Raw genomic sequence first — 15,111 nt, forward strand, 5'->3', positions numbered from 1 at the left:
CAGCCTGCTTGCCTTCGCTCGTATCTGCTCATGTTCCAATTTCCGCCACGAGCTGAAATTACCTGCTGTTCGCCCGTGGCGATTGATGTAAGGAGGGGATGCATCCTCCCCACATGGACAGAGATTAAGAGTAAGGCAGGAGTGACTATGGACGCGAACGAAAACCAGAAGTCGGCCGTGCCGGCCAGCGCCGACCTTGATGAGCAGGCGCTGTTCTTCCATCGTTACCCGCGTCCCGGAAAGCTCGAGATCCAGGCGACCAAGCCGCTCGGCAACCAGCGCGACCTCGCGCTCGCCTATTCCCCCGGCGTAGCTGCCCCTTGCCTCGCAATCCGCGATAATCCGGACATGGCCGCGGACTACACGGCACGCGCCAATCTGGTGGCCGTGATTTCCAACGGCACCGCCGTGCTCGGTCTCGGCAATATCGGTCCGCTCGCCTCCAAGCCGGTCATGGAAGGCAAGGCGGTTCTCTTCAAGAAGTTTGCCGGCATCGACGTCTTCGATATCGAGATCGACGCCGCCAGCATCGGTGAGATGGTCTCCACCGTCTCGGCGCTGGAGCCGACCTTCGGCGGCATCAACCTCGAGGATATCAAGGCGCCGGAATGTTTCGAGGTGGAGCGACAGCTCCGCGAGAAAATGAACATCCCGGTCTTCCACGACGACCAGCACGGAACGGCAATCATCGTTGCCGCCGCGATCCTGAACGGCCTGGAACTGGCCGGCAAGTCGATCACGGATATCAAGATCGTCACATCCGGTGCCGGCGCGGCTGCGCTCGCCTGCCTCAACCTCCTCGTTTCGCTCGGCGCGAAGAAGGAGAATATCTGGGTCCACGACATCGAAGGCCTCGTCTACGAGGGCCGCACCGAGCTGATGGACGAGTGGAAGTCGGTCTTCTCTCAGAAGAGCGACAAGCGCGTCCTCGCCGACTCGATCGATGACGCCGATGTCTTCCTCGGTCTTTCCGCCGCCGGCGTTCTGAAGCCCGAACTTCTTGCCCGCATGGCGCCGAAACCGCTGATCATGGCGCTCGCCAACCCGACGCCCGAAATCATGCCGGAACTCGCCCGCGAGGCGCGCCCGGACGCGATGATCTGCACCGGCCGCTCGGACTTCCCGAACCAGGTCAACAACGTCCTCTGCTTCCCTTATATCTTCCGTGGTGCGCTGGATTGCGGCGCCCGCACGATCAACGAAGAAATGAAGATGGCCGCCGTCAAGGCCATCGCCGCACTTGCCCGCGAAGAGGTTTCCGACGTTGCGGCGAGAGCCTATACCGGCGAAACTCCGGTCTTCGGTCCTGACTACCTGATCCCCTCGCCCTTTGATCCGCGCCTCATCCTGCGCATTGCCCCGGCCGTCGCGCGCGCGGCAGCCGAGAGCGGCGTCGCCGCCCGCCCGATCCAGGATTTCGAGGCCTATCTCGACCAGCTGAACCGCTTCGTCTGGCGCTCCGGCTTCGTCATGAAGCCGATCTTCACCGCTGCGAAGGCCGCCGAAAAGAACCGCGTGATCTTTGCGGAAGGCGAGGACGAGCGCGTCCTGCGCGCCGCCCAGATCCTGCTCGAGGAAAAGACCGCCCAGCCGATCCTGATCGGCCGTCCTTCCGTCATTGAGGCCCGCCTGAAACGCTTCGGCATCCGCATCCGCCCGAATGTCGACTTCGCCGTCGTCAACCCGGAAGACGATCCGCGTTACCGCCAGTATGTCGACGACTATATCGCGCTCGTCGGCCGCCAGGGCGTCAACCCGGAAGCAGCCCGCACCATCGTGCGCACCAACAACACCGTCATCGGCGCCCTGTCGGTCAAGCGTGGCGAAGCCGATGCACTGATCTGCGGCGTCGAAGGACGTTACGACCGCCATCTTCGCGACGTGAAGCAGATCATCGGCCAGCGGCCCGGCGCCTGCACATTCGGTGGCCTCAGCCTGCTGATCTCCCAGCGCGGCGCGATCTTCTTCACCGACACCTTCGTCAACTACAATCCGACCGCAGAAGAGATCGCCGAGGTCACCGTCCTGGCTGCCCAGGAAGTCCGCCGCTTCGGCATCGAGCCCAAGGCAGCGCTCATCTGCCACTCGAATTTCGGTTCCCGCGATTCGGAAAGCGCCCGCAAGATGCGCGCCGCCCTGGAGATCGTGCGCTCGACGGCACCGGATCTGGAAGTGGACGGCGAAATGCAGGGCGGCTCGGCGCTCAACGAGGCGCTGCGCAAGCGAGCCATGCCAAACACCACGCTGACCGGAGAAGCCAATCTGCTGGTCTTCCCGAACCTCGACGCCGCCAATATCTCGCTCGGCCTCGTGCGGATGATGATGGATGCGCTGCATGTCGGCCCGATCCTGCTCGGCGCGGCCATGCCGGCGCATATCCTGTCTCCGTCGGTGACATCGCGCGGCGTCGTCAACATGGCAGCCCTCGCAGTCGTGGAAGCATCCCAGCCGGAGCCCCTGCTGCAGGCCAAATGAGGCGGCAGGGCTTACGGCAAGCTTCCCGCATGCCGGTGGCGCTAGTGTTGATGCCAGCCGCAGAAAAATGCGACAGGTAAGTCATGGCGCACGTCACCGGATTGAGACTGACGATACTGGCCTTCTCGGCCCTTTACGTCCCGCAGGCGGCCAGCGCGCGGGACGTGGAGATCTGCGCCAATCTTTATCGTGAACTGAGCAACGCCCCTCAGATCATCGGCACCGGTGGTGACATGCGCCGCTATGCGGCCGAGGTCAGCCAGCAGAATGCCGATATCCGCAATCTGAGGATAGACATGCGCAACCAGGGCTGCCGTCCAAGGCTGGGCAGCGCCGGCGGCAGCATCGTCACGCTGGGAAGGCCGGCCGATCCCGTCTGCCATCAGATGCAGGAAGCGCTGGACGCGCTTGAAACTCAGCGCGAGGAATTGACCAGACAGCGCAACAGCACCCGCAGCCTTTCGCAGCCCTCCGAAGAACGCGTCGCGATCCTCGCCGCCATTCGCCAGAACAATTGCACGCCGGCAGATCTGGACGCACAGACTGCGATCGAAGAGCAGGAGCGCATGCGCATTCGAGGCATCGCCCTGCCCGGACCGGGCACCAATTCGAGCATCACCCATCTCGGAAAGCCAGTCGCCGTGGTTCCGAAGGAAGAGAAGATCGAGTTTCCGCCGGAGCGCTCTTACGATCCGAGCAAGAAAGTCCGCATGGTCGGCCCGCGCTTCTTTCCGGAACGCAAGATCGATCTTGCCAACCCGAAGCTTGCAGGACCACAGCCCCAGCAGTAGTTCCCGCCCGGCCATACGAGTGGCAGCCGACGTCAGCGCCGGCCCCAGCCGTCCGTGAAGACCAGTTCGTCCAGCGGCAACCGTTGACGCCATCCCTTGACCGCCAGTTCCGGCTCACCATAGAGCTTGTCGACATAACCGAGACAAAGCCAGGCAACGATCTCGATTCTGTCAGGAATGCCGAGCAGCGCTCGGACGTCGGCATCATGAAAGATGCTGACCCAGCCGACACCGATGCCTTCCGCCCGGGCCGCAAGCCAAAGGTTCTGCACCGCGCAGACCGCGGAATAACTGTCCATGCGCGGATTGTGGGTACGCCCCAGCACCACCGGCCCGGCCCGGTCGGGATCGCAGGTAACGCAGATCGACAGGGGCGCCTTGCGGATGCCTTCGAGCTTGAGGCTGCGATAGAGGTCGCGCCGCTCCTGAGCAAACATCGCCTCGGCTTCCGCATTCGCCTTCGAGAAGGCCTCCCAGGCAGCAAGCCGCACGGCTTCGTCGCGCACCAGGACGAAATTCCACGGCTGCATGAACCCCACCGAAGGCGCCGAATGCGCTGCCTCCAGCAGGCGCCTTACGAGATCATCGGGTATCGGATCCGGCAGGAACTGGTCGCGTACATCGCGACGGGTGCGGATCGCCCGGTAGACGGCGTCGCGGTCACGGTCGTCGAATGTTTCTGCGGCCTGTAGGCCATGGCTCATCACTTCAGGTCGCATCGTCTATCCCCAACAATGCAGCGGCCGCGCGGGCTGTCCCTCGCGTGCCTTCAACCCGTCCGCCGTCCGCGCGGATCGGTCCATCTCGTCAGGCCGGTCTTCTGACTTGGCTTCGTCCTGCCAGCGCAGCCTTCCCGGAAATGGTCCAGTGGCGTGTTGCGATGACCGTCAGCCTCACAGCGTTGGGCACGTCCCGGAATTTCACCGGCTTCCCGATTCTCCCATCGGATGATGGGCACCTGACGAAGCTGTTATGCCGGTCAATGCCGGCAGCCGCAAGGCGGCCTTATGTCGCCGGGAAATACCGGACATAGGCAAACTCGTCGCCATCCGGTGACCAGTTCGGCGAATTCATCGTGCCCTGCCCGCCGAAAAGCTTGAACAGGGTTTCGACATTGCCGCCATCCGGATCCATCAACCGTACCCGTACATTCTGGTCGCGCGGATGATCGAAGACATCGGCGTCGTAGGACACGAAGACGACCTTGTCGCCCTTCGGTGACGGATGCGGAAACCAGTCGCCGTAGTCGCTCGTCGTGATCCGTTCCGCCTCGCCGCCTGAAGCCGGCACGCGCCAGATCTGCATGAGGCCGGTGCGGCTTGAATTGAAATAGATCCATTTGCCATCGTGCGAATAATCCGGGCCGTCATTTCGGCCTTCGCCATGGGTAAGCCGTGTCTCGTTCCGGCCATCGATACCGATTGTATAGATATCGAAAACCTGGTCGCGAATGCCGCAATAGGCGAATGTCCGCCCGTCCGGCGACCATCCGTGCCAGTAGGACGGCAGGTTCTCCGTCACGAGCTTCGGCGTTCCGCCCGCCGCCGGCAGAACATAGATCGCCGACTTACCGAACTCGACCTTGTCGGAGATTGCGATCAGCGAACCGTCCGGCGAGATGCCGTGGTCGTTGTTGCATATCGTCGCAAAGCCCGTATCGACCTTCTCCGGCGCGGCATCACCGGCTGGTGACATCCGGTAGATCAACCCTTCGCTGTTGAGCATGAGATAGGAACCGTCCGGCGACCAGTTCGGCGCCTCGAACAATTCCTCGGTCTGCCATACCACCCGGTTTTCACGCGTGCGGATGTTGAAGATCTCGACGGAGCTGCGCAACGCCATCCCTGCCTCCCGTTATCGGTCGCGGAACCGGTTGGTGATCGGATAACGCCGGTCGCGGCCGAAGTTCTTCTTGGTGATCTTCACGCCCGGCGCCGATTGCCGCCGCTTGTATTCGGCAAGATAGAGAAGATGCTCGATTCGGTGGACAATCGCTACGTCATGGCCGCGGGCGACGATCTCTTCCGTCCCCATCTCCATCTCGACGAGGCATTCGAGGATATCGTCAAGCACCGGATAGGGCGGCAACGAATCCTGGTCGGTCTGGTCCGGCCGCAACTCGGCCGAGGGAGCCTTGGAGATGATGTTGACGGGGATCACCTCGCCGGACGGGCCGAAGGCACCTGCCGGCACATGCCGGTTGCGCCACTCGGCCAGCGCATAGACCTGCATCTTGTAGAGGTCCTTGATCGGATTGAAACCGCCATTCATGTCGCCATAGAGCGTCGCATAGCCCACCGACATTTCCGACTTGTTGCCGGTCGTCACCACCATCGAGCCAAACTTGTTGGAAATCGCCATCAGGATCGTGCCGCGCGTACGGCTCTGCAGGTTCTCTTCGGTAATTCCCTGTTCCGTTCCCTCGAACATGTCGGCGAGCGAGGCAAGGAAACCCTCGACCGGCTCGGAGATCGGCACGATATCATAGCGGCAACCGAGCGCCTTGGCACAGTCGGCGGCGTCCTTGAACGAATCCTCGGACGTATAACGATAGGGCAGCATGATCGTGCGCACTCTCTCCTCGCCCAGCGCATCGACGGCGATTGCCGCGCAGACGGCCGAATCGATGCCGCCGGACAGGCCGAGGACGACGGACTTGAAGCCGTTCTTGTTGACGTAGTCGCGGAAGCCCAGCATGCAGGCCAGATAGTCCGCCTCTTCCTTTTCCGGAATATGCGCCATCGGCCCCGGCAGGCAACGCCAGCCGTCTTCCTCGCGTCGCCAGTCGGTGACGACGACGGCGGGCTCGAATTGGGAGAGCTGGAATGCCAACGACTTGTCGGCATTGAAGGCGAAGCTGGCACCGTCGAAGACCAGCTCGTCCTGGCCGCCGAGCTGCGCCGCATAGACAAGCGGCAAGCCTGTCTCGATCACCTGGCGCAATACGACCTGATGGCGGATATCCACCTTGCCGCGATAATAGGGCGAGCCGTTCGGCACCAGCAGCATTTCCGCGCCGCTTTCGGCCAGCGTCTCGCAGACGCCGAGTTCGCCCCAGATATCCTCACAGATCGGAATGCCGATCCGCACGCCGCGGAAATTGACCGGACCCGGCATGGCGCCGGCGATGAAGACGCGTTTCTCGTCGAATTCCCCGTAATTCGGCAGGTCGATCTTGTCGCGCATCGCGACGATCCTGCCACCGTCGAGAACCGCGATGGAGTTGTGGCGCCCTTCGTCTCCCTGGCGCGGAAAGCCGATGATCACGCCCGGCCCGCCGTCTGCGGTTTCAGCCGCCAGCTCTTCAACAGCCTTCAGGCAGGCGGCGAGGAAAGCCGGCTTCAACACCAGATCTTCTGGAGGATAACCGGAAATGAACAGCTCGGTGAACAGCACGAGGTCGGCGCCCTCGCGGGCGGCGTCCCTACGCGCCTCGCGGGCGAGCGCCAGATTGCCGGCGACGTCGCCGACTGTCGGGTTGAGCTGGGCGATGGCAATGCGCAAGGTCTGGAGATTTTCCTGGGTCATGATCCCGATTTAAGCCCAGCCCGCGATTGTCGCAACGGCAAGTCGACAAATTTCGGCCATCACCAGCAGCCGTTCCAATACTGCATCCATAACATTCCGCATGTCTATTTTAGCATGTTCTTAATGAGTGAATTCAATAATGCGGAAAAGCAAGAACATCAGGGGGATAGGGCGATGCCCTTTCATCGATACACAAGCAACAATTCTGGGGCAGCAGCAGTCGAGTTTGCGTTGATTGCGCCACTTTTCTTTCTGACCTTGCTGAGCCTCGTGGCATACGGAATCTATTTTTCCGCCGCCCACTCCGTCCAGCAACTGGCGGCCGATGCGGCCCGTACCGCGGTCGCCGGCCTCAACGAGACGGAGCGCGAAACACTCGTGGCCGATTTCGTCAACCGCTCGACCATGAACCACGCGCTCATCGACAAGACACGGCTGTCGCTCCAGGTCCAGGCGGACCCGTCCAATCCCAATCAGTTCACCGTCTCGCTCAGCTACGACGCCAGCAACCTGCCGATCTTCAACCTCTTCACCTATGCCATGCCCGAGAAGCAGATCCGCCGGTTTGCCACGGTGCGGGTCGGAGGCATCTGAATGCTCGAAGCGTTCCATGCGTTTCTCCGCAGCGACAGGGGCAATGTCGCGATCACTTCCGCTATCTGCCTGCCGATCGTGCTCGGCGCACTCGCGCTCGGCGTCGACTACGGTTCGCTGACCCTGCAGCAGCAGGAGCTTCAGGCGACCGCCGATCTCGCCGCCATCTCAGCCGCGGCGACACCCACCAATCCGGAAAGCGGCGTACTGGCCTATGCTACACTCAACGGCCGGAACATCGCTGTCCTCAAGAACGGCCAGCTCCTGAACAAGGGCGCCACGATCGCCTTCGATCCGAGCACGGTCTTCACCAAATTCGAAGCCTATGCCGTCGTCAACGCCGGAACCTACCAGGCCAATGCGGCGGTGGCCGTTGCCGACCGGTTCAAGTCCGGCGCCACGCCTGCCGACGCCATCCGTGTCACGCTCTACCGCAAGGGTGGCCTCTACTTCGCCAACAATATCGCCACCGCCCCGACGCTCAATGCCAGCGGCACGGCGGCGGTCGACAAGATGGCCTCCTTCTCCATCGGCTCGCGGCTCGCAGGCCTCAATGGCGGCGTCGTCAACGCCCTGCTGGGCAAGCTCCTCGGCACGACCGTCTCGCTCTCGGTGATGGACTACCAGTCGCTGGCCAACGCCAATGTCGATCTGCTCAAGGTCTTCGATAAGCTGGCGATCAAGCTGAACCTCACCGCCGCCACCTATGACGATCTTCTCAACACCAGCATCTCCTACGGCACGCTGCTGAATGCGATCGGCCAGACCACCGGCGTCACGCCGGCCGTCGCCGCGATCCTGAAAACCTTGGAAAAAACCGTCGAGAAGACCAAGCTGACGGTCAAGCTCAAGGACCTCGTCGATGTCGGGCCGCTGGCCAGCCGGCTGATCGGCCAGAACGACGGACTGACCCTCGACGCCGGCATTTTCGATCTCGTCAGCACGACCGCCAACCTGGCGCATGGATCAAGCCAAGTGGACCTTGATCTCGGCGCGACCATCCCGGGCCTCGCCAGCGTCAGCGTTTCGCTTGCCGTCGGCGAGCCGCCGGCCGGTGCCACTTCGCTTGCTGTCGGCAAGACCGGCACGGTCGTGCGTACCGCCCAAACCCGTCTGGCGATCAATGCTACCGTGGATGGACTGACCGGTCTGTTGGGTATCAAGGTCAAGCTGCCGCTCTATCTCGAAGTCGCCCATGCCGAGGCGAACCTCGCCTCCATCACCTGCGGCGCAACCGGCGCCACTGTCGGCATCGAGGCAGTGCCCGGCGTGCTGGAACTGTCGCTCGGCGATGTCGACACCACCGCCTTCGCCAATTTCGGCAAGGACCCGCGCGTGACCAAGGCCAAGATCGTCCAGGCGCCGCTGATCAACCTGACGGCCCTCGCCTATGCCAATGCCACCAACATAAACACGACGCGCGTCAACTTCTCGCCATCGGACATCTCATCCAAGGTCGTCAAGAACATCTCGACGCAGAATACGGTCGGCACGCTGACCGGCTCGCTGCTCAAGGACCTGACGGTGGAAGCCGATGTCCTCGGCATCAAGGTCGCCCTGCCCACGGCTATTCTTGGTGGCCTCTTGGATACGCTGAACTTCGTGACCGCCCCGCTCGATCAACTGCTCTACAGCCTGCTCGGCACGCTCGGCGTCAAGATCGGCCAGGCCGACATCCGTGTCGGCGGCGCCAGCTGCAAGAATCCGGTTCTGGTTCAGTAATGCGTCGATGAACGGAAAACGGGCCGAGCTTGCGCCCGACCCGTTCTTTTCTTTCAAGATCGCGAGGGCCGATTAGCCCCAATCAACCATTGACGACCATGCGCTTCTCATCGCGACCGGTCTTCATCCGTTCGGCCAGCAGGAAGGCCAGCTCGAGCGCCTGGTCGGCATTGAGGCGCGGGTCGCAATGGGTGTGGTAGCGATCCTGCAGATCGCCAGCCGAGACCGCGCGCGCACCGCCGGTGCATTCCGTCACGTCCTTGCCGGTCATCTCGATATGGATGCCGCCCGGATGCGTGCCTTCCGCCCGGTGGATCTGGAAGAAGCTTTCCACTTCGGACAGGATCCGGTCGAACGGCCGGGTCTTGTAGTTGTTGAGCGTGATCGTGTTGCCATGCATCGGATCGCAGGACCAGACGACCTTCTTGCCTTCGCGCTCGACGGCGCGAACCAGCTTCGGCAGGCTGTCTGCGACCTTGTCGTAGCCGAAACGGCAGATCAGGGTCAGGCGGCCGGCCTCGTTGGACGGGTTCAGCGCATCGATCAGCTCGATCAGGTTGTCGGGCGTCAGCGACGGACCGCACTTCAACCCGATCGGGTTCTTGATGCCGCGGAAATATTCCACGTGGGCATGGTCGAGCTGACGCGTGCGGTCGCCGATCCACAGCATATGGCCGGAGGTCGCATACCAGTCACCCGAGGTCGAATCGACGCGGGTGAACGCTTCCTCATAGCCGAGAAGCAGTGCTTCATGGCTGGTGAAGAAATCGGTCTCGCGCAGGCTCGGCTGGTTCTCGGCCGTAATCCCGATGGCGCTCATGAAGTCCATCGTTTCGCTTATGCGATCGGCGAGCTTCTTGTAGCGTTCACCCTGCGGACTATCCTTGACGAAGCCGAGCATCCACTTGTGCACGTTTTCCAGGTTGGCATAACCACCCATGGCGAAAGCGCGCAAAAGGTTCAGCGTCGCGGCCGACTGACGGTAGGCGTCGAGCTGGCGCTCCGGTGCGGGAATGCGCGATTCCGGCGTGAAGTCGATGCCGTTGATGATGTCGCCGCGGTAGGACGGCAGCTCGATCTCGCCCTGCTTCTCGATATTCGAGGAGCGCGGCTTTGCGAACTGGCCGGCAATGCGGCCGACCTTCACGACGGGCAGCTGGGCGCCATAGGTCAGCACCACGGCCATCTGCAGGAAGGCGCGGAAGAAGTCGCGGATGTTGTCGGCGCCATGCTCGGCGAAGCTCTCGGCGCAGTCGCCGCCCTGAAGCAGGAAGGCGTCGCCGTCCGCCACCTTGGCAAGCTGGCTCTTCAGGCGACGTGCCTCACCGGCAAACACGAGCGGCGGAAAGGTCGCGAGCTGGGCTTCGGTTGCCGCCAGTGCGGCTGCGTCCGGATATTCCGGAACCTGCTGAATGGGCTTCTGCCGCCAGCTGTTCGGGGTCCAATTCTGTGCCATGTCACTCACCTGTCCGCTCGCAGCTCCGCGCTGCGGTCGTTCCTTTTGAAAATAGAGGCCGGCTTATAGACCCTTACGGGAGATTTGCCTAGCCGCCTTTGGCGGTGTTCGGGAGTGAACGCATTGTCGTCGCGACGCAGCCTTGAACATCGTTTTTTAACCAGCCTCGCGTGACCGATTGCCGCGTTAAATTCTCATTCAGCTCCATAGCCGACATTCGCTCACATTTTGGCGCACGGATCGGCTTGGGGGCTGCAGATGCGAATTTTAAACCGCTTGTCCGCGGACGAGCACGGTAATTTTGGAATAATGACTGCACTGCTGCTCGTGCCTCTGATCGGCGCCGCCGGGCTGGCGATCGATTTCGGCAGGGCTCTCAGCCTGCGCAACGAGTTGATGGGCGCCGCAGACGCCGCTGCCCTTGGCGCCATCAGCCACGGAACGGTCGGTTACAAGGCCATCCAGCAGATGAAGCAGGACGGCAGGATCACCATCGCCCAGGATGATGGAAAGAAAATTTTCCTGAGCCAGCGCAGCGTCAGCGTCGGCAATGCCGACACGGAACTGCCCGTGGAAGTCGGCATCGATGTGGAACGCAAGGCCGGCATCATAACCTCCGTCGTCTCCTTCAGCGCCCGCATGCCAACGACCTTCATGCGTCTGCTCGGCAAGAACGAGATGACGGTCGCCGGGACCGCCACGGCGGGCTATGGCGCGCAGGGCAAGAGCTATACCGACTTCTACATGCTTCTCGACAACACCCCGTCCATGGGCATCGCCGCGACCACGCCGGAAATTGCCAGGATGAAGAAGCTGACCTATGCCTATAATGGCCGCGAATGCGCCTTCGCGTGCCATGTCGGCTATTACGACAACAAGGGCAAGTTCATCGAAAGCCAGAACACCTATCAGGTGGCAAAGGCCAATAAGGTTACCCTTCGCATCGACGTCGTGGCGAGGGCCGCCAAGGCCCTGATCGACAGGATCGTCGATACGGCAGCCGTGAACGAGCAATATCGCGTCGCGTCCTACTCCTTCGGCAAATACGCGCTGGAACCCGGCTATCGGATCGACAAGCTCGCTTCCCTGACGCTGGACATGAAAAGCGCTGGCGCCGCCACCGAAGACATAGCGCTGATGACGACCGACCACGACTGGTTCAACGACAACGCCCTGACAAGCTTCGACGTCGCCCTGACCGCGATCGGCAAGGAGATCAGCGGCAATGGCGGGAGCGGTGCCAGCGCTGCGGATCCGGAGAAGATCGTCTATTTCGTTACCGATGGCGTCGCCGACCATCTGAAACCAGGGGGTAAATGTGCCGGCAGCTGGGAGGGCGAAAAAGGTCGCTGCCACGAACCGATCAATACTGCGTATTGCAAGGCCCTCAAGGACCGCAACATCAAGATCGCCGTCCTCTATACCACCTATGTGCCACTCGACGGCGACGGCACCTGGGATCGTTATATCAAGAATGTCTTCGCCAAAAAAATCGCAACGAAGCTGCAGGAATGCGCCTCGTCCGAGCTGTTTTTCGAGGTAGGGCCCGATGACGACATGGAGGCGGCCATGGTCAAGCTGTTCATCCAGGCGACAGGCGGCACCACCGGCCTCAGATTGACCAACTGACCACCCGAACGAAATCGGCCGGCAGAATTCCCGCCGGCCGAGTTCAGTCTCAGACCCGTTCGCCGTTCTTCACCCGATAGCTCGGGCTATACATCGTCACCAGTTCCTCCGCCGCGGACGGATGCAGCGCCATGGTACGGTCGAAATCGTCCTTCGTCGCTCCAGCCTTCAGGCAGATGCCGATGATCTGGGCCATTTCACCGGCCTCGTGGCCGAGGATATGGGCGCCGACCACCTTGCGGCTCTCCGCATCGACGATCAGCTTCATGATCATCCGCTCGGAGCGGCCTGACAGCGTCGCGCGCATCGGGCGGAACTCGGCGCGATAGACTTCGAGCTCTGCATGGCGCTTGGCCGCCTCTTCTTCCGCAAGCCCCACCGTGCCGATCTCCGGCTGAGAGAAGACGGCGGTCGGGATCAGGTCGTAATCCGGCGAGGTCGGATTGTCCTTGTAGACAGTCTGGATGAAGCACATCGCCTCGTGGATTGCGACCGGCGTCAGCTGTACCCGGTCAGTGACGTCGCCGAGCGCATAGATGTTCTCGACATTCGTCCGCGAATATTCGTCGACGATGATCGCCCCGCGCTCGTCCATGGCGACGCCGGCGGCATCGAGACCGAGGCCGTGGGTGTTCGGATCACGGCCGAGCGCCAGCATGATCGTATCGACAGTGATCGTCTCGCCGCACTTTGTCTTCGCCGTCAACCCGCCGGCCGGTGCCTTGGCGACGTGCTCGATCACGTCGGTGAGGATGATCTTGATGCCCTTCTCGACCATCGCCTTGTGCAGGCCCTGCCGCATGTCGTGGTCGAAGCGCGATAGAATTTCCTTGCCGCGATAGATCAGTGTCGTGTCGACGCCGAGGCCGTGGAAGATGTTGGCGAATTCGACGGCGATATAGCCGCCGCCGGCGATCAGGATCGACTTCGGCAGCTCTTCCAAGTGGAAGGCCTCGTTGGAAGTGATGCAAAGCTCGTGGCCCGGAAGCGCCGCATGGGGATTGGCGACGCCGCCCGTAGCAATGACGATCTTGTCTGCGGTGACCGTCTTGCCGGTCTTGGTCAGCCGGACCGTATGAGCATCGACCATTTCGGCGCGCGAATCGATGATCTCCGCACCGTTGTTCTCCAGCCCGCGGCGGTACAGACCTTCGAGACGGGCAATCTCTTTGTCCTTGGCGGCAATCAGCGCCTTCCAGTCGAACGTGCTCGTCCCGACTGTCCAACCGAATCCGGCGGCATCCTCGAAATGCTCGTGATACTGGGACGCATAGACGAAGAGCTTCTTCGGCACGCAGCCGCGGATGACGCAGGTTCCACCGAACCTGTATTCCTCGGCGATCCCGACCTTCTTGCCGAGGCTGGCGGCCACGCGGCCCGCACGCACGCCGCCGGACCCGCCGCCGATTACAAAGAGGTCATAGTCATAGGCGGTCATCGGGCTCTCCTTCAGCATGCAAAAACGCAAGCCGATATAAGCATTTCGCTAGACAAGAAAAAGCCCGGATCGCTCCGGGCTTTCACATGGCAGGTATGTTCCTGTGGGATTACTGCTGCGGCGCCAGATTGAGCGTCGGCGCCGGCTGCTGAGCAGCACCGGCTGCCGGTGCCGGCGTTGCTTCGGCGGCCGGCATCTGGCTCGGATTGGCGTCGATCACGCCGCGCAGCTTTGCCGTTGCCTGTGCCGAGAGATCGCGCGAAATGCCGTTCGTCCAGATTTCCGCGGCGCGGCCGAGTTCGCGCGACACGAGCGGCGTGCTCGACAGAAGCTTCTTGCCGGCTTCCGTGTTGAAGAAGGTCGCGATCGTGTTCAGCTCATCGGCGGAGAAACTCTTGGCGTAGATCGTCGCGGCTTCCTTCTCGAGGTCGGCGCGGCGCGGCGCCAGAGCGAGAGCCTGCTCGTCGACGATTGCGGAGATCTGGTCCTGGAAGTTCGGAGAAGACTGGATGAACTGCGCCTTCAGACGCTCGGCGAGCGCCGGCAGGATGGTGTCGTAACGATCGGTCACGTTGAGCGCCGTAATCGCCTTGCGGGCGGCGTCGAGTTGAGCCTGCGGAACATCCTGAGCCTGCGCCTGAAACGCGGCAGAACCCGAAAGAACCAAGGCAAGCGCGAATACACGGCCGAAAACTGCCGATTTGATCATGTTTAAGTGCTCCTACTTTATTTCGCCTTGAGCGTCCGCGCTCCCGCCGGGCCGGCGATGATCGCAAGGGACGCCATATGAATGAATAGTCCGTGTTCCACCACGCCGGGGATGAGATTCAATTCGGCAGAAAGTGCCTCTGCATCAGGAATGCGGCCAAATGATGCGTCAAGAATATAGTGTCCGCCGTCGGTCATGAAGATGTCCTCGCCCGACTTGCGCATCGACAAGGAGCCGGCAAGACCGAGCCGCGAAGCCGCCTTTTCGATGGCTATGCGCGTTGCGACCTGGCCGAAGGCATTGATCTCGATCGGCAGCGGGAATGCACCCAGCGTTTCGACAACCTTGCTTTCGTCGGCGATGACGATCACCTGCTTCGATGCGGCCGCCACGATCTTCTCGCGCAGCAACGCGCCACCGCCGCCCTTCACCAGGGTCAGATTGGCGTCCACCTCGTCCGCCCCGTCGATCGTCAGATCGAGTTCCGGCAATTCGTCCAGCGACTTCAGCGAAACGCCGAGTTCCAGGCAAAGTCGCGCCGTGCGCTCCGAAGTCGGTACGCCCTCGACGCGCAGGCCGCCATGGACCTTCTCGGCCAGCAGCCGAACGAATTCTTCCGCGGTGGAGCCGGTACCGATGCCGAGCTTCATTCCGTCTTCGACATAGGCGAGTGCCGCTGCAGCCGCCTTGACCTTCATTTCCCGGGCGTCCATACGCCGCATGCTCCCCGCTGTTTCAGCCGATCCGCTGTTTACACGCCCCTTTACTC

General features: G+C 62.0%; 12 protein-coding genes and 1 riboswitch. Of the genes, 5 read left to right on the forward strand and 7 right to left on the reverse strand.

Translation table 11 applies throughout. From position 1 onward, the window contains the following. The first annotated feature begins 147 nt into the window (after positions 1-147). Positions 148-2,475, forward strand: a complete 2,328-nt coding sequence (locus BM216_RS16775) for an NADP-dependent malic enzyme (protein ID WP_093000343.1) — start codon at positions 148-150, stop codon at positions 2,473-2,475. A gap of 83 nt (positions 2,476-2,558) precedes the next feature. Further along, entirely contained in the window at positions 2,559-3,266 is a 708-nt protein-coding gene (locus BM216_RS16780; protein WP_093000344.1) for a hypothetical protein, read from the forward strand. A gap of 32 nt (positions 3,267-3,298) precedes the next feature. Here the strand turns inward: BM216_RS16780 and bluB are convergent, their stop codons facing one another. The 3 genes from bluB to BM216_RS16795 form a co-directional block, all read right to left on the reverse strand. After that, on the reverse strand, positions 3,299-3,985 hold the full coding sequence (bluB, locus tag BM216_RS16785; protein ID WP_093000345.1) for a 5,6-dimethylbenzimidazole synthase: 687 nt from the start codon (positions 3,983-3,985) through the stop codon (positions 3,299-3,301). Positions 3,986-4,058: 73 nt separating this feature from the next. Then, positions 4,059-4,243: riboswitch (cobalamin riboswitch) on the reverse strand. 28 nt (positions 4,244-4,271) lie between these two features. Beyond that, positions 4,272-5,102, reverse strand: a complete 831-nt coding sequence (locus BM216_RS16790) for a TolB family protein (protein WP_093000470.1) — start codon at positions 5,100-5,102, stop codon at positions 4,272-4,274. A gap of 18 nt (positions 5,103-5,120) precedes the next feature. After that, a complete protein-coding gene (locus tag BM216_RS16795; protein WP_093000346.1) occupies positions 5,121-6,794 on the reverse strand; it encodes an NAD+ synthase in 1,674 nt (557 codons plus the stop codon). A 174-nt stretch (positions 6,795-6,968) separates the two neighbouring features. Here BM216_RS16795 and BM216_RS16800 point away from each other — a divergent pair, with 174 nt between their 5' ends. Both BM216_RS16800 and BM216_RS16805 read left to right on the forward strand, forming a co-directional pair. Continuing rightward, complete coding sequence (locus BM216_RS16800; RefSeq protein ID WP_244530207.1) at positions 6,969-7,388, forward strand: TadE family protein; 420 nt, start codon at positions 6,969-6,971, stop codon at positions 7,386-7,388. Further along, positions 7,389-9,110 carry a pilus assembly protein TadG-related protein gene (locus tag BM216_RS16805; protein ID WP_093000348.1) on the forward strand — a complete coding sequence of 574 codons (1,722 nt, stop codon included), beginning with the start codon at positions 7,389-7,391 and terminating at the stop codon, positions 9,108-9,110. A gap of 82 nt (positions 9,111-9,192) precedes the next feature. Here BM216_RS16805 and BM216_RS16810 read toward each other — a convergent pair whose 3' ends face one another. After that, the gene (locus tag BM216_RS16810; RefSeq protein ID WP_093000349.1) at positions 9,193-10,566 is read right to left on the reverse strand and encodes a class II 3-deoxy-7-phosphoheptulonate synthase; all 1,374 of its coding nucleotides are present in this window, start codon (positions 10,564-10,566) and stop codon (positions 9,193-9,195) included. A gap of 258 nt (positions 10,567-10,824) precedes the next feature. Between BM216_RS16810 and BM216_RS16815 the strand changes: the two genes are divergently transcribed. Continuing rightward, positions 10,825-12,195, forward strand: coding sequence for a TadE/TadG family type IV pilus assembly protein (locus BM216_RS16815; RefSeq protein WP_093000350.1), 1,371 nt, complete (start codon positions 10,825-10,827; stop codon positions 12,193-12,195). Positions 12,196-12,244: 49 nt separating this feature from the next. Here BM216_RS16815 and gor read toward each other — a convergent pair whose 3' ends face one another. From gor to rpiA, 3 genes are all read right to left on the reverse strand, one after another. Then, positions 12,245-13,633 carry a glutathione-disulfide reductase gene (gene gor, locus BM216_RS16820; protein ID WP_093000471.1) on the reverse strand — a complete coding sequence of 463 codons (1,389 nt, stop codon included), beginning with the start codon at positions 13,631-13,633 and terminating at the stop codon, positions 12,245-12,247. Between the two features lie 109 nt (positions 13,634-13,742). Further along, the gene (locus tag BM216_RS16825; RefSeq protein WP_093000351.1) at positions 13,743-14,342 is read right to left on the reverse strand and encodes a DUF2059 domain-containing protein; all 600 of its coding nucleotides are present in this window, start codon (positions 14,340-14,342) and stop codon (positions 13,743-13,745) included. Between the two features lie 17 nt (positions 14,343-14,359). Continuing rightward, complete coding sequence (gene rpiA, locus BM216_RS16830; RefSeq protein WP_093000352.1) at positions 14,360-15,055, reverse strand: ribose-5-phosphate isomerase RpiA; 696 nt, start codon at positions 15,053-15,055, stop codon at positions 14,360-14,362. Positions 15,056-15,111: the final 56 nt, after the last annotated feature.

Source organism: Rhizobium sp. NFR07, assembly GCF_900111905.1.
Classification (GTDB): domain Bacteria; phylum Pseudomonadota; class Alphaproteobacteria; order Rhizobiales; family Rhizobiaceae; genus Neorhizobium.